Consider the following 14,380-nt stretch of genomic DNA (forward strand, 5'->3'; position numbering starts at 1 on the left):
TCACCCGGGCAGGTCAGGCAGCGTGTTCCGGCGGATCACCTCCGCGTACCAGCGGGCACTGTCCTTGGCGGTCCGGGTCTGGGTGGCGTAGTCCACGTGGTACAGACCGAACCGCTTTCCGTAGCCCCACGCCCACTCGAAGTTGTCCATCAGCGACCAGAGGAAGTAGCCCCGCACGTCCGCTCCGGCGGCGATCGCCCGCCGGACGGCGTCGAGGTGTCCGCGCAGGTAGTCGATGCGCTGAGGGTCGTGCACCGTGCCCTCCGGCGTCAGCCGGTCGTCGAAGGCGGCACCGTTCTCGGTGACCATCAGCGGCAGCCCGGGATGTTCGCGGTGGAGGCGCAGCAGCAGGTCGGTCAGGCCGGACGGGTCGATCGGCCAGCCCATGACGGTCCGCGGGCCGGGCGCGCGGTGGAAGAGCACGTCGGCACAGCCGGCGAAGGGGGACTGGGCACCGTCGCCGTGACCCGCCTCGCCCGCGGTCGCCAGGTTCGGGTCCTGCCCGTGCGGCAGGGCCGAAACCACCGTCGGAGTGTAGTAGTTGACGCCGAGCAGGTCGACCGGCCGGGCGATCGTGGCCGGGTCGCCGTCGTGGACCAGGGCCTGCCAGTCGACCAGGTGTTCCGTGTCGGCGAGCAGGTCGTCGGGGTAGGCGCCGTTCAGCATCGGTCCGGTGAAGACCCGGTTGCCCACCGCGTCGATCCGGCGGGCGGCCTCGCGGTCCGCCGCGGACGCGGTGAGCGGTCGCACCTCGTGCAGGTTGAGCGACACCGCGATCCGCGCGTCCCGGGGCAGCACCGTGCGCAGCGCCTCGACCGCGAGTCCGTGGCCGAGGTTGAGGTGGTGGGCCGCGCGCAGGGCGGCGGTCCAGTCGGTGCGGCCCGGGGCGTGCACCCCTGAGCCGTAACCGAGGAAGGCCGAGCACCAGGGTTCGTTGAGGGTGGTCCAGATGCCGACCCGGTCGCCGAGGGCATCGGCCACCAGCGCGGCGTAGTCCGCGAACCGCTCCGCGGTGCTGCGGGCGGGCCAGCCCCCGAGGTCCTCCAGGTCCTGTGGCAGGTCCCAGTGGTAGAGCGTCAGGGCGGGCTGGATGCCGTGCTCCAGCAGCTCGTCCACCAGGCGCCGGTAGAAGTCCAGGCCCGGTTCGACGGCCGGCCCCAGGCCGGTCGGCTGGACCCGGGGCCAGGACACCGAGAACCGGTAGGCGCCCAGGCCCAGTTCGCTCATCAGCCGGACGTCCTGCCGGTAGCGGCGGTAGTGCTCGGTGGCGCGGTCACCGGTGTCGCCACCGGCCGTCCGGCCCGGGGTGCGGCTGAAGGTGTCCCAGATCGAGGGGGTCCGGCCGCCGACGTCGACGGCTCCCTCGATCTGGTAGGCCGCCGTCGCGGCTCCCCAGAGAAAACCAGGGGGGAAGGCGGAGGGGGAGGCGTTGACCGGGGCCGACCCGGTCCGTGCGGAAGTCATCGCTGGCTTCTTCGTTTCTCGCGGGTTCATCAGGACTCCTTCGTGGATACCCCCGGCCTCAGCCGGGGGTGGGGGTACCTCCCGCTTGCGGGGGAGAAACGAAGCTCCCGCGTAGCGGGGCAGGGATAGCCGTTTCGCCGCCAGAGCGAACCGGTGTCTCGGTAGGTTGATCAGCCGCAGATGGTCACAAAGATTGGCGCTGGTGTGCGATCCATGACGACCACTCAGGTGAAGCGGGCCTTCAAGTTCCGCTTCTATCCGACCGATGCGCAGGCGGCTGAGCTGTCGCGCACGTTCGGGTGTGTGCGGCTCGTCTACAACATGGCGTTGCATGCCCGGTCCGAGGCGTGGACGATGCGGCAGGAGCGGGTGAACTACAACGCCACGTCCGCGATGCTGACGGCGTGGAAGAAGACCGAGGAGCTGGCGTTCCTCAATGAGGTCTCCTCCGTGCCGCTCCAGCAGACTCTCCGGCACCTGCAAGGGGCGTTCTCCAACTTCTGGCAGAAGCGGGCGAGGTACCCCCGGTTCAAGTCGAAGAAGAAGTCCCGCGACAGCGCCGAGTACACCACCAGCGCATTCCGGTACCGCGACGGTCAACTGACACTGGCGAAGATGGCGGAGCCGCTGCGTATCGTGTGGTCGCGTCTCCTGCCCGAAGGGCAGTCGCCGTCCACTGTGACCGTGTCCAGGGATGCGGCGGGGCGCTGGTTCGTCTCCATGCTGTGCGAGGACCCCGGCGTCAAACCCCTGCCCGCGCTTGGCGCGGCGGTGGGTATCGACGCCGGGATCACCAGTCTGGTGACGCTCTCCACCGGGGAGGAGATCACCAACCCCCGGTCCGAGCGCAAGGATCGGGAGCGTCTGGCCAAGGCCCAGCGGGAATTTGCCCGCAAGGCCAAGGGCTCGAAGAATCGCGAGAAGGCCCGCGCGAAGGTCGCCCGCGTCCACGCGAGGATCGCCGACCGGCGCAGGGACTTCCTGCACAAGCTCACCACCCGACTCGTCCACGAAAACCAATTGGTCGTGATCGAGGACCTGACCGTCCGCAACCTCCTCAAGAACAAGAAGCTCGCCCGAGCCATCTCGGACGCTTCCTGGACCGAGCTGCGGACCATGCTGGAGTACAAGTGCGCGTGGTACGGCCGCGACCTGGTGACCATCGACCGGTGGTTCCCCAGCTCCAAGCTGTGCTCGGCCTGCGGAACCATCCGCGACAAGATGCCCCTCAACGTCCGCGAGCGGGCGTGCGACTGCGGAGCAGTCCACGACCGCGACGTGAACGCGGCACGCAACATCCTGGCCGCCGGACTGGCGGTTGCAGCCTGTGGAGACGGTGTAAGACCTCAACGGAGCACTCCGGGCGGGCAGTCGTCGATGAAGCAGGAAGTCATCCCACCGCAGCGCACACGCGCAGCGGCTCAGCCGCGAGGCTGAGGGGAATCCCCTCCCTTCCAGGGAGGGGAGGAAGTCAACGACTGAAGATCAGTTCTTGACTGCGCCGGCGGTGATGCCTCCGACGACCTGCCTGCCCAGCAGGGCGAACACCAGCAGCAGCGGTGCGGTCCCGAGCAGCGCGCCGGTGAGGATGACGGCCTGGTCGGAGTCGTACGATCCGCCGCCGAGCCCGGCCAGCGCGACCTGCACGGTGGGATTGCTCTGGCTCAGTGCGATCAGCGGCCAGAAGAAGTCGTTCCAGGACTGGACGAAGACCAGCATGCCGAGGACGGCCATCCCGGGCCGGGCGATCGGCAGCACCACGCTCCACAGGATCCGCAGGCTGCTCGCGCCGTCCATCCGGGCGGCCTCGACCAGTTCGATCGGCAACGCCTCCGACAGGAACTGCCGCATGAAGAACACCCCGAACGCGGCCACCAGGTTGGGCAGGACCACCGACTGGAGCCGGTCGGTCCAGTGCAGCCGCGCCATGATCTGGTACAGCGGGATGACGCTCAGCTGGGCGGGCACCGTCATGGTCGCCACCACCAGGCTCAGCAGGGCGTTGCGGCCCCGGAAGGGCAGTTTGGCGAAGGCGAAGCCGGCCAGCGTCGCGAACAGCACGGTGCTGGCGGTCACGCAGCTCGCCACCACCACCGAGTTGAGCAGTGCCTGGCCCATGTGGACCTGGTTCCAGGCGATGTCGAGGTTGTGCCACAGGTTCCCGCCGGGCAGCAGCGGGGGCGGGGTCTGCGCGATCCGGCTGCCGGAGGTCGAGGCGCCGACCAGCGTCCAGTACAGGGGGAACAGGGAGAGGACGGCGACGAGGATCAGCACCGCGTACGTGAACGGTCCGGCTCCGGTGAGGCCGCGGGCTCCCGCGCGCCGTCGTCCCGGGTTGACGGCCATCGCTCTCAACCTCCGTTCCGGCTGCGGCGGATGCGGACCAGGGCGAGGTTGAGCGCGCCGATGGCCAGCAGGATCAGCAGCATCGCCCAGGCCACGGCGGCGGCCCGGCCGAGGTGGAAGGCGTACCAGCCCTGGTCGTACAGGTAGAGCCCGAGGGTCTGGTACTGGTGGGCCGAGCCGCCGCTGTGGCCGGTCGCTCCGCCGCCGAACAGCAGTGGCTCGCCGAAGAGCTGGGTGGCCCCGATGCCGGAGACCACGACGGTGAACAGGATGGTGGGCCGGATGGACGGCACCGTGACGTGCCGGAACTGCTGCCACCGGTTGGCGCCGTCGAGCGCCGCCGCCTCGTACAGGTCGTGCGGGACGGCCTGCATGGCGGCGAGGTAGATCAGGGCGTTGTAGCCCGTCCAGCGCCAGGTGACAATCGTGGAGACGGCGATCTGGGAGGTCCAGGTGCCGCCCTCCCAGTCGACGTGGCCCAGGCCGAGGTTGCCCAGCAGCCAGTTGACCATCCCGTAGTCACGTCCGAACAGCAGCGTGAACACCAGGGTCGCCGCCGCGATCGAGGTGGCGTACGGCGCGAGCATCGCGATCCGGAAGAAGCCGCGGCCGCGCAGGCGGTAGTTCAGCAGGTGCGCCAGACCGAGGGCCATCAGCAGCTGCGGCACGGTGGACAGCAGGCCGACGGTGACGGTGTTGCGCAGGGCGTTCCAGAACAGGTCGTCGTGGAGCAGCCGGGTGTAGTTGTCGAAGCCGCGCCACTGCATCTGGTCGGAGGTCTGCAGGTCGACGCTGTGCAGCGAGACCCAGCCGGTGTAGAGCAGCGGGAACAGTCCGAAGGCGAGGAAGCAGAGGAAGAACGGCGCGACGTACAGGTACGGCGAAGCCTTGAGGTCCCACCGGTAGAGCCGGGCGCGCCAGGGGCGCGGCGGCGGGGGAGCGGGGCGTGGCCTGCCGAGGGGAGTGGCCGGGACGGCCTCGTCGAGCATGGGTGAGGACCTCTCTGGAGGGGGCGCCGTCCCGGCCCGGCCGGGGCAGCGGGGCCGGGCGGGCGGACGGCGGGAGACCGGTCGTCAGTCGCTGACCTTGTCGTCGATCTCCTTGACCGCGTTGCCCCACGCCTTGGCGGGGTCGCTCTGGTGCTGCTCGATGCTGAGCAGGGCGCCGTTGGTGAGGGTGTCCTTGACCAGGCCGTCCCACTCGCCGATCACGGTCGGCTGGATGGACTGCGCGGTGGCGGCGTAGATCCGGCCGGTGGGCGTGTCGCCGAAGAAGTCGAGTTGGGCGTTCTGCACCTCCGGCCGGCTCAGCGCCTGGGTGTTGGACGGCAGGTTGCCGACCGTGGTGAAGACCTTGGCCTGCTGCGCGGGTGCGGTGAGCCAGGCGGCGAGCGCCTCGGCCTCCTTCTGGTGCTTGCCGGCCTTCGGTACGGTGAGGAAGGAGCCGCCCCAGTTCCCGGCGGCCGGCGCCGTGGCGATGTCCCACTTGCCCTTGTTGGCGCTCCCGGACTTGTCGGCGACGATGGCCGTCATCCAGGACGGGCAGGCGACGGTGGCGAACTTGGAGTTGGCGAACGCCTGGTACCACGGTGTGTCGAACTGCTTGAGACCGGCGCTGATCCCGGCCTGGACCGCGCCGGTCGCCAGGTTCCAGGCGTTCTTGACGCTGGGGCTGTTCTTGTAGTCCAGCTGGCCGCTGCCGTTGTCGTACTGGGTGGTGCTGGAGGACACCACGGCGTTGAACAGGCCGCCGGCGGAGTCGGTGAAGAAGGTGCCGGCAGGTGCCTTGGCCTGGTACTGCTTGCCCGTCTCGACGAACTTGGCCCAGTCGCCCTGCCAGAGCTTGGCCACCTCCTCGCGGTCGGTGGGCAGTCCGGCCTGCTGGAACAGGTCCTTGCGGTAGCAGATCGCCATCGGGCCGATGTCGGTGCCCAGGCCGATGGTGCGGCCGTCCGTCGTGCTGGCCTGCTGCGACTTCCAGGGCAGGAAGGCGCCCTTGTCCACCCCGTCCGCCTTGCCGAGGTCGACGAACTTGTTCGCCTGCTTCTTCACCACCTGGGCGATCCGGCCCACCTCGACCGCCTGGATGTCGTCCAGGCCGCTGCCGGAGGCGAGGTGGGTCTGCAGGGCGGGGTAGTAGTCGGTCTCCTGCTCGACGGTGTGTTCGACGATGGTGATGCCGGGGTGCTCCCGCATGTAGGCGTCGAACAGGCCGGCCTGCTTGTAGCCGAAGGTGCCGTAGTCGCCGACGGTCAGGGTGATCTTGGAGTCCGAGGCCGCGGCGCCGCCCGAGCCGGAGCCCGCGCTGCTGCACCCGGCGACCAGCAGGGCGCCCAGGGCGGCGGTCGCGGCGCTCAGCAGCGGCTTGGGGACCTTGCGCACGGGGAGGGGGGCGGTGGCTCTGCCGCCGTGGGTGGTACCGGGGTTCCGCATGGCCGGATCTCCTTGTCCAGGGTGGGGCACGGCTGCGCGGCGCCACCGGGGCGGCGCGCAGCCGTGCTCGGAACTGTGGGAGTGCGAGTACTTGCGAATGCGGGGGAACGTGAATGGGAAGACATATGGGAGCGCTCCCACCTCGATGTGGGAAGATTGCTTCGCCGCGCGAGGCGTGTCAAGGGCGGGCAACGGCTCCGTTACCGGACCGTGTCGTCCGGACGTCCGCGCCGCGGTCGTCGCCGTCCACCGTCCGTCCATCGCCCGCCGGGAGAACGATCATGAGTCGAGCCGCGCAGCAGCCGCCCGCTGCCCGTCCCACCCTGGAGGCGGTGGCCGCGCGGGCCGGAGTGGGCCGGGGCACCGTCTCCCGGGTCGTCAACGGCTCGTCCAAGGTGAGCGCCAAGGCCCGCGCGGCGGTGGAACAGGCCATCGCGGAACTCGGCTACGTCCCCAACCAGGCGGCTCGCTCCCTGGTCACCTCCCGCACCGACGCGGTGGCCCTGGTCATCCCGGAGAGCGTCGCGAAACTGAGCTCGGAGCCCTACTTCTCCGACATCATCACCGGAGTCTCCGCCGAACTCGCCGACTCCGACCTGCAGCTGCTGTTGGTGCTGGTCCGCGACGAGCACGAGCGGGAGCGGCTGAGCCGCTACCTCACCGCCCGCCGGGTGGACGGCGTCCTCCTGGTCTCGGTCCACCAGGACGATCCGCTCCCCGAGCTCCTGGAGCGACTGGAACTGCCCGCCGTGCTCGGCGGCCGCCGCTCGGAGCGGGAAACGCTGAGCTACGTCCACGCCGACAACGCGGGCGGCGCCCGTGCGGCCGTCCGGCACCTGCTGTCCCGGGGCAGGACGGCCATCGGGACCGTCACCGGGCCGCTCGACATCGAGGGCGCCGCGGCGCGCCTGGCCGGCTACCGGCAGGCGCTCGCCGAGGCCGCGGTGCCGGCGGACGAGGGGCTCGTGGCCCACGGGGACTTCACCGAGCGCGGCGGCCGCGAGGGCATGCGGGAACTGCTCGCCCGCCGGCCCGGTCTGGACGCGGTGTTCTGCGCCTCGGACCTGATGGCGGCGGGTGCGTTGCAGGCGCTGCGCGAGGCGGGCCGGCGGGTGCCGCAGGACGTCGCCGTGGTGGGTTTCGACGACTCCGTGGTGGCCCGGCACACCGAGCCGCCGCTCACCAGTGTCCGCCAACCGATCGAGGAGACGGGGCGGTTGATGGTCCGGTCGTTGCTCAAGGAGATCGCTCAGCCGGGCCGGTTCCGCCGGCAGACGGTCCTGCCGACGGAACTGGTGGTGCGGGAGTCCTCGTGACCGGAACGGCCCGGCGGCGTTACGTGCCGGCCAGGTGGGCGCGGTATCCGGCGCCGAAGGCCGTCGGGGTGCCGTCGTAGGAGCTGATCAGCGCCGGGCCGTTGCTGCAGTCCCAGGTGTTCCACGTCCAGGCGAGGTAGGACACACCGTGCTGGTCCAGCCAGGGCAGCAGGGCGTCCAGATAGCCGTGCGCGCAGTCGTTCTCGCCGAACTCACCGGCGATGACCGGCACTTGCGCGGCGAGCGGGGCGATCTGGCCGTCCCAGCAGGAAGTGGTGCTGCAGGCGTTGAAGTTGTACGAGTGCCAGGACGCGGCCAGGTTGTGCAGCGGGTCGGCGGGTTGGTGCGCGGCCCACTGGGTGAGGTCGTTGGCGTACTCCTGGCCGCCCAGCATCAGGACGTTGTCCGCGCCGGTCGAGCGCACCGCGTCGACCATCGCCTGCATCCCGGCGACCCGGTAGCCGATTCCGGGACAGCTGCCGCCGTCCCGCCAGCAGGTCCAGCCGCTGTCCTCGCTCCCGGTGGCGCGTGACGGGTACGGCTCGTTGAACAGGTCGAAGACCACCGCGTCGTCGCCCTTGAAGGTCTGTGCCACCGACGTCCAGAACGGGATGGCACCGGCTGCGTCCGGCATGGGCTTCTGGCAGGTGGCGTTGGCGTCCGGGCAGCCGGCGGACGGTCCGGTGTACACCCCGTCGGTCCAGTGCAGGTCCAGGACCGCCACGAGGCCGTTCCGTTCCAGCAGGTCGACGTAGCTGCGCACCGCACCGATGTAGGCCGCACCGGCGTAGGCGGGGTCGACGTTGGAATGGCCGAGCCAGCAGTCCTCGTTGAGCGGCACCCGGACGGAGTTGACGTGCCAGGACTTCATCGTGGTGACGGAGGCCTGGTCGGCCGGGCCGTCGAAGAATCCGTGGCCCTGGACGCACATGAACTCGGCCCCGGAGCGGTCGACCCCGTGCAGGGTGATCGGGGTGCCGTCGGCCTTCGCCAGCGTCCTGCCCGCGACGTGCACGGCCGGGGCGGACCCGTTCGGGGGCGGCGTGGTCGGCGGGGTGCTGGTCGGCGTGGGGGAGGGGCTCGGGGACGGGCTCGACCGTGGACCGCAGGGGGTGCCGTTGAGAGTGAAGGCGGTGGGGGCGGTGTTGGTGCCGTTGTAGGAGAAGTTGGCGCTGGTGGTGTAGGTGGCGCCGGGGTCGATGGTGGGGGCGTAGCCGGGGTTGGTGACGGTGACGGCCTGTCCGGACTGGCTCCAGGTGCCGTTCCAGCCGTTCTGGAGGGTCTGGTTGCCGGTGTAGGAGTAGCCGAGGGTCCAGCCGTTGATCGGGAGGGTGCCGGTGTCGGTGATGGTGAGGTTGGCGGTGAATCCGCTGCCCCAGTCGTTGACGGCGTACTTCACGTCGCAGGAGGTGCCGGAGGCGGGGGTCGGGGAGGACGTGGTCGCGGAGGCGGTGAGGGGGAGCACGGCCAGGGCGGTGCACGCGGCGGTGGCGGCCGCGAGGGCGGCCGTGCGGGGTGTGGCGGTACGGGGCATGCCGGGTCCTCGTGGGTGGGGGCCGGGGCCGCCGGTGCGGCCCCGGCCGGGGGCGGTCAGCTGGCGGTGCAGGTCAGCGTCGGAGCGGTGTTGCCGCCCGAGTAGCTCGCCTGGAAGCCGAAGCTGGTGGTGCCGTTGGGCGCCAGCGCGCCGTTGTAGGTCTGGCTGGCGGCCGTCACCGCGCTGCCGCTCTGGGCGGTGGTGGCGTTCCAGCTGTTGGTGACCTGCTGGTTGCCGCCCCACGTCCAGGTGACCGTCCAGGACTTGGTGGCCGTACTGCCGGTGTTGGTGACGGTGACACCGGCCGTGAAGCCGCTGCCCCAGTCGTTGCCGACCGCGTAGGCGGCGGAGCAGCCGCTGCTGCCACCGCCCCCGCCCGGCGCCGCCGTGGTGCCGGTCACCGCGGCCGAGGCGGCGGAGACGTTCCCGGCCGCGTCCTGGGCCGTGACGGTGTACTGGTAGGAGGTGGCGGGGGAGAGCCCGGAGTCGGTGTAGCCGGTGGTGGTCACGGTGGCGACCTTGGCCCCGTTCCGGTACACCGAGTAGCCGGTCACGCCTGCCGGGTCGGTGGAGGCCGTCCAGCTGAGCGACACGCTGCTGCTGGTGGTGCCGGTGACGGTCAGCCCGCTCGGCACGCTCGGGCCGGTGCTGCCGCCGGAGCCGCTGCCGAACGCGGGGTAGGCGTTCTGCACCAACTGCCGGAACTGGGCCGGGAACCACTGTCCGGCCGGGATGTTGCTGCCGGGGATGGCGTCCGTCGGGTAGGTGTTGCCGTTGCCGTCGCTCTGGGTGCCGTTCGGGTCGCAGTGCGGGTCGCCGTGGGGGTGGGAGGCGTCGGGGTAGTCGCCGTCCGACTCGCCCGGCGGCTTGACCCAGAGGAACGCGATGATCGGGCTGCCCGTACCGTACGGCAGGGACTGCGGACGTTCCCCGATGCCCGCGCCGTTGACGTTGCACCAGTCGCCGCGGAAGGGCTTCCGGTCGACCTTGTTGGCCGCGACGTACGCGTCCACCGTGGTGGGGCCGGAGTTGAGCGCGGTGGGCCGGGCGGAGCCGCCCCAGCCGTTGCGCGAGGTGTCGACCAGCATGCCGATGCTGCTCGGGAACCCGTTGGACACCAGGGTGGAGTACATCGCGGTGTCGTAGTGGTACTCGTCGAACGCGGGGTTGTACTGGTAGAAGTTCGCCGACTTGAGCGGCTGGCCGCCGACCGACAGGTCGGGGTCGGTGAGGTACGGCTCGGTGAGCGGCGTGGTGTTGGCGGTGTCGCTGACGAAGCCGTCGATGCTGGCGAACCCGGCCGTGGTGGCCTGGGCGACCTTGGCGTACTCCTTGCCCGCCGGGACCATGTTGTTGGACCAGCCGAGCCAGCCCGCGTGGCCGATGTCCAGGTAGTCGTACACGTTGGGGATCGCGTGCAGCTTGTTGAGCGCGTACTCGATGCCCGACTCGTAGTACGGGGTGGCGGTGGCACAGGTCGGCTTGGACTGGTTGGTCACGGCGTTGGGCAGCGAGTCCGGCTCGATGACGGCCGCGATCCGCAGGCCGGCGTACTTCGGGTTGGCCAGCACGGCCGCGATCGGGTCGATGTACTGCGCCTCGTAGGTGGCCAAACCGGCCGCGGTGGCGGGGAGCTCGCCGTTGGAGGCGATCGCGGCGCAGTCCCGGCCCGGCAGGTCGTAGATCACGACCTGGAAGACCACCGGCGTGCCGCCCTGCTGCTGCTGGCCGAGTGCGTGGTCGAGGTGGGCCTGGAGGCCGAGGTGGGTGGCGTCGCCGGCGATCGCGCCGATGCGGTCCATCCACACCGCGGTGGGGTTGGCGGCGACCTGGGTTTCGAGAGCGCCCAGGGTGCCGCCGTCGGCCGCGGCCTGGGCCTTGACCTCGGCCGCGAAGTCGGGGTTGAGGTAGCCGGTCGCGCCGGCGAACGGGTTGGTGAGGTGGACGGCGGCCGCGGCCGCCGGGGCGGGCGCGGCGTGTGCGGGGGCGGCGGCACCGATGCTCGGCAGCAGGCCGGTGGCGCCGAACAGCGTGGCGGCCGCTGCCGTGCGGAGCCGACGCAGGACGGGATGAGGCACGTCCGGGTCCTTTCCGATGGGTGGGGGGTTCCTGACGGGGTCGCGGAATCGGGTGGGAACGCGCCCACGAGGGGCATGGCGACCCCTGTCACATCAAGCCAGGGCCTGAGAAACGGCGTCAATAGTCGCGGGAGCGCTCCCAAAAGAGGCTGTAAGTTACATGCCGCCGCGCCGGGGAAGGCACCCGCCCAGAACGCCTGGACACCCGGCAACCTCCGAGTCGCCAGTGCCCCGAGTGTCGGCGGAGATTTCCGAAACATTGCCGAAACTTTCAACCACGTATTGACGAGTCTCGCACACTCCGAGTTACCTAGCCCGGGGCGCAACCCACCCGGGGCACCGTCTGCCGGACGGTCGCCGCAGCGCTCCCCCCTGTTCCCCGAACCGACGGCCCCACCGCCGTCATCGCTCGTGCGCCATGACCCGCCGTCAGCGCGGGTGTGCCCCTTCCCTGGAGCGACGCTGGAGGGCGACCATGCCTCTTCGAAGGACCCTGAACGGAATTCACCATGCCTGGACCGCCGCGGTGGTCCTGGCGCTGGTGCTCGCGACCGGTGCGCTGGCCGCGACGACCCCGGCCGCGGCGGCCGGCAGCACGTTGAAGGCGGCGGCAGAAGCGAACGGCCGGTACTTCGGCACCGCCCTGTCGGACGGTGACCTCGGTGTCGGCGGCGAAACCGCCGTCGTCGGGGCGCAGTTCGACGCGCTGACCCCGACCAACGAGATGAAGTGGGAGACCGTCGAGCCGGCCCCCGGCTCCTACGACTTCGGCCCGGGCGACCAGCTCGTGCAGTTCGCCCGGGCGCACGGCATGCGGGTGCGCGGTCACAATTTGGTGTGGCAGAACCAGCTCCCCGGTTGGATGTCGAACCTGCCGCTGAACCAGGTGCGCTCCGCCATGGAGGCGCACATCACCGCGGAGGCCGGCCACTACAAGGGGCAGGTCTACGCCTGGGACGTGATCAACGAGCCGTTCAACGGCGACGGCTCCCTCGTCCCGGACGCGTTCTACCGGGCGATGGGACCGGACTACCTCGCCGACGCGCTGCGCACCGCGCACGCCGCCGACCCGGGCGCGAAGCTCTACATCAACGACTACAACATCGAGGGCGTGAACGCGAAGAGCGATGCCCTCTACAGCCTCGCCCGGTCGCTGCTCGCCCAGGGCGTGCCGCTGGGCGGCATCGGGTTCGAGAGCCACTTCGTCGTCGGTCAGGTCCCCACTGACCTGCGGGCCAACCTGCAGCGGTTCGCGGACCTGGGCCTGGACGTGGCCGTCACCGAACTGGACGACCGGATCCAGCTGCCCGCCTCCGGAGGCGCCCTCCAGCAGCAGGCGGCCGACTACGCCGCCGTGGTGCGGGCCTGCCTGGCCGTCTCCCGCTGCGTGGGCGTGAGCCAGTGGGGCGTGGACGACGCGCACTCCTGGATCCCCGGCACCTTCCCCGGGTACGGCGCCGCCACCATGTACGACGACAACGACCGGCCCAAGCCGGCCTTCGCCGCGACGCTCTCCGCCCTCGGCGGTTCGAGCACCGGCGGCGGTGGCGGCACGACGGGCGAGCTGCGCGCGGCCGGTGCCGGCAAGTGCCTCGACGTGCCGAACGGTTCGACCACGGCCGGCACCCAGGTGCAGCTCTACAGCTGCTGGGGCGGCATCAACCAGATCTGGACGCACACCGCCGCCGACCAGCTGAGCGTCTACGGAGGTGCCGGCCGGATGTGCCTGGACGCCTCCGGGCAGGGCACGGTGCCCGGCACCAAGGTAGTCGTCTGGCCGTGCAACGGCCAGGCCAACCAGCAGTGGCACGTGAACGCCGACGGCACCGTCACGGGCGTCCAGTCCGGTCTGTGCCTGGACGTCTCCGGCGGCTCCACCGCCGACGGCGCCCCGGCACAGCTGTGGACCTGCAGTGGCCGGAGCAACCAGCAGTGGACCCTCGGCTGACCGAGCGGTGCGGTGCGGCCGGACGGCGCCGGGTTCCCCGGCCGTCCGGCCGCACCGCTTTCTGCGGTCCCCGGCCCGGCCGCCCGGCCGCCCGACGGCCCGGGCGGCTCGGCGGGTTCGACTGCCCGGACCGCCGGACGGCCCGGCCGCCCGTCAACCGCGCTCCACCTGGCCGGGCACGGCCGTTCGCGGCGGGGCGGTGCTGCTGCGCTGGACCAGACTGGTGGCCAGGTCCACCCGGAGCGTGCCGGGCCGCACCCCGCGGGCCAGGTCGATCACCAGACGGGTCGCCACCTCGGCCATCTCGGTCAGCGGCTGGCGCACGGTGGTCAGCGGCGGTCCGACCCAGCGGGCCAGCGGCAGGTCGTCGAATCCGACCACGCTGAGGTCCTCCGGAACGCGCAGCCCCAGCTCGCGGGCGGCCTCGTACAGGCCGAGCGCCTGGAGGTCGTTCCCGGCGAACACGGCGGTCGGCCGCTCCGGCAGGCCGAGCAGCTCCAGTCCGAGCAGGCGTCCGGACTCGTGGTGGAAGGAGCCCTCGCGGACCAGGTCCGCGTCGTACGGGATGCCCGCCATGTCGAGCGCCGCCCGGTAGCCGTCGGCCCGGGCGCGGCTGCACATCATCCGGGCGGGGCCGCCGATCAGGCCGATCCGGCGGTGTCCGAGGTCGAGCAGGTGCCGGGTGGCGGCGAGGCCGCCGTCCCAGTTGGTGGTCCCGACGGCGGGCACGTCCTGCCCGGGGTCGCCGGCCGGGTCCAGCACCACGAACGGGACGTCCCGGCGGGCCAGTTGCTCGCGCAGCGAGCGGTCCAGGTCGGACAGCACCAGGACCACACCGGTGGGGCGCCGCGCGAGCACCCCGTCCACCCAGGACTGGCCGGGGCCGTGCCGTTCGGCGGACTCGGAGAGCACGATGCTCAGCCCCTCCTCGCGGACGGCGTTCTCGACGCCCCGGATCACCTCCACCGCCCACGCGCTCTCCAGCTCGTGGAAGACCAGCTCCAGCAGCGGGCTGGCCCGGCGGTTGCCGCGCCGCCGCCGGTAGCCGTACCGCTGCAGCAGCTCCTCCACCCGCTCCCGGGTGGCCGGCGCGACGTCGGCGCGCCCGTTCAGGACTTTCGAAACAGTCGGCGCGGAGACTCCGGCCTCCTGCGCGATCTCGGCGAGCGTGGCCGCTCTGGTCACGGGTTCCTCCTGCACTGCCCCTGCTGGGCGAACTCCGTCGTGGATGGCTGTACGAGACGGCCGCGGGTGGCCGTACC

10 protein-coding genes are annotated in these 14,380 nt (G+C 71.3%); 3 read left to right on the top strand and 7 right to left on the bottom strand.

The features are described 5' to 3' along the window. On the bottom strand, nucleotides 1-1,464 hold the full coding sequence (locus BOQ63_RS40920) for a glycoside hydrolase family 1 protein (protein ID WP_072656006.1): 1,464 nt from the start codon (nucleotides 1,462-1,464) through the stop codon (nucleotides 1-3). A gap of 213 nt (nucleotides 1,465-1,677) precedes the next feature. On the opposite strand from BOQ63_RS40920, the gene BOQ63_RS40925 reads away from it, so the two are divergent. Continuing rightward, on the top strand, nucleotides 1,678-2,901 hold the full coding sequence (locus BOQ63_RS40925) for an RNA-guided endonuclease InsQ/TnpB family protein (protein ID WP_072656007.1): 1,224 nt from the start codon (nucleotides 1,678-1,680) through the stop codon (nucleotides 2,899-2,901). A 48-nt stretch (nucleotides 2,902-2,949) separates the two neighbouring features. Here BOQ63_RS40925 and BOQ63_RS40930 read toward each other — a convergent pair whose 3' ends face one another. The 3 genes from BOQ63_RS40930 to BOQ63_RS40940 form a co-directional block, all read right to left on the bottom strand. Continuing rightward, nucleotides 2,950-3,810, bottom strand: a complete 861-nt coding sequence (locus BOQ63_RS40930) for a carbohydrate ABC transporter permease (RefSeq protein WP_072656008.1) — start codon at nucleotides 3,808-3,810, stop codon at nucleotides 2,950-2,952. A gap of 5 nt (nucleotides 3,811-3,815) precedes the next feature. Continuing rightward, nucleotides 3,816-4,799 (bottom strand): carbohydrate ABC transporter permease, encoded by a 984-nt coding sequence (locus BOQ63_RS40935; protein WP_072656009.1) that lies wholly within the window; start codon nucleotides 4,797-4,799, stop codon nucleotides 3,816-3,818. 84 nt (nucleotides 4,800-4,883) lie between these two features. After that, nucleotides 4,884-6,242 carry an ABC transporter substrate-binding protein gene (locus BOQ63_RS40940; protein ID WP_078867067.1) on the bottom strand — a complete coding sequence of 453 codons (1,359 nt, stop codon included), beginning with the start codon at nucleotides 6,240-6,242 and terminating at the stop codon, nucleotides 4,884-4,886. Between the two features lie 281 nt (nucleotides 6,243-6,523). Here BOQ63_RS40940 and BOQ63_RS40945 point away from each other — a divergent pair, with 281 nt between their 5' ends. Continuing rightward, a complete protein-coding gene (locus BOQ63_RS40945; RefSeq protein ID WP_030550395.1) occupies nucleotides 6,524-7,558 on the top strand; it encodes a LacI family DNA-binding transcriptional regulator in 1,035 nt (344 codons plus the stop codon). A 19-nt stretch (nucleotides 7,559-7,577) separates the two neighbouring features. Here the strand turns inward: BOQ63_RS40945 and BOQ63_RS40950 are convergent, their stop codons facing one another. After that, nucleotides 7,578-9,092 carry a cellulase family glycosylhydrolase gene (locus BOQ63_RS40950; protein ID WP_079183981.1) on the bottom strand — a complete coding sequence of 505 codons (1,515 nt, stop codon included), beginning with the start codon at nucleotides 9,090-9,092 and terminating at the stop codon, nucleotides 7,578-7,580. A gap of 56 nt (nucleotides 9,093-9,148) precedes the next feature. Then, the gene (locus tag BOQ63_RS40955; protein ID WP_079183982.1) at nucleotides 9,149-11,170 is read right to left on the bottom strand and encodes a glycoside hydrolase family 6 protein; all 2,022 of its coding nucleotides are present in this window, start codon (nucleotides 11,168-11,170) and stop codon (nucleotides 9,149-9,151) included. A gap of 475 nt (nucleotides 11,171-11,645) precedes the next feature. Between BOQ63_RS40955 and BOQ63_RS40960 the strand changes: the two genes are divergently transcribed. Beyond that, the gene (locus tag BOQ63_RS40960) at nucleotides 11,646-13,118 is read left to right on the top strand and encodes an endo-1,4-beta-xylanase (RefSeq protein WP_072656010.1); all 1,473 of its coding nucleotides are present in this window, start codon (nucleotides 11,646-11,648) and stop codon (nucleotides 13,116-13,118) included. A gap of 153 nt (nucleotides 13,119-13,271) precedes the next feature. Here the strand turns inward: BOQ63_RS40960 and BOQ63_RS40965 are convergent, their stop codons facing one another. Beyond that, nucleotides 13,272-14,303, bottom strand: a complete 1,032-nt coding sequence (locus BOQ63_RS40965; protein WP_234355213.1) for a LacI family DNA-binding transcriptional regulator — start codon at nucleotides 14,301-14,303, stop codon at nucleotides 13,272-13,274. Nucleotides 14,304-14,380 lie beyond the last annotated feature (77 nt).

The sequence above is a fragment of the Streptomyces viridifaciens genome (assembly GCF_001888885.2).
GTDB lineage: Bacteria > Actinomycetota > Actinomycetes > Streptomycetales > Streptomycetaceae > Kitasatospora > Kitasatospora aureofaciens.

What these genes read in the sequence shown, in the direction of transcription:
- BOQ63_RS40920 (WP_072656006.1), bottom strand. Translation starts at nt 1,464, where the DNA reads ATGACTTCCGCACGGACCGGGTCGGCCCCGGTCAACGCCTCCCCCTCC.
- BOQ63_RS40925 (WP_072656007.1), top strand. Translation starts at nt 1,678, where the DNA reads ATGACGACCACTCAGGTGAAGCGGGCCTTCAAGTTCCGCTTCTATCCG.
- BOQ63_RS40930 (WP_072656008.1), bottom strand. Translation starts at nt 3,810, where the DNA reads ATGGCCGTCAACCCGGGACGACGGCGCGCGGGAGCCCGCGGCCTCACC.
- BOQ63_RS40935 (WP_072656009.1), bottom strand. Translation starts at nt 4,799, where the DNA reads ATGCTCGACGAGGCCGTCCCGGCCACTCCCCTCGGCAGGCCACGCCCC.
- BOQ63_RS40940 (WP_078867067.1), bottom strand. Translation starts at nt 6,242, where the DNA reads ATGCGGAACCCCGGTACCACCCACGGCGGCAGAGCCACCGCCCCCCTC.
- BOQ63_RS40945 (WP_030550395.1), top strand. Translation starts at nt 6,524, where the DNA reads ATGAGTCGAGCCGCGCAGCAGCCGCCCGCTGCCCGTCCCACCCTGGAG.
- BOQ63_RS40950 (WP_079183981.1), bottom strand. Translation starts at nt 9,092, where the DNA reads ATGCCCCGTACCGCCACACCCCGCACGGCCGCCCTCGCGGCCGCCACC.
- BOQ63_RS40960 (WP_072656010.1), top strand. Translation starts at nt 11,646, where the DNA reads ATGCCTCTTCGAAGGACCCTGAACGGAATTCACCATGCCTGGACCGCC.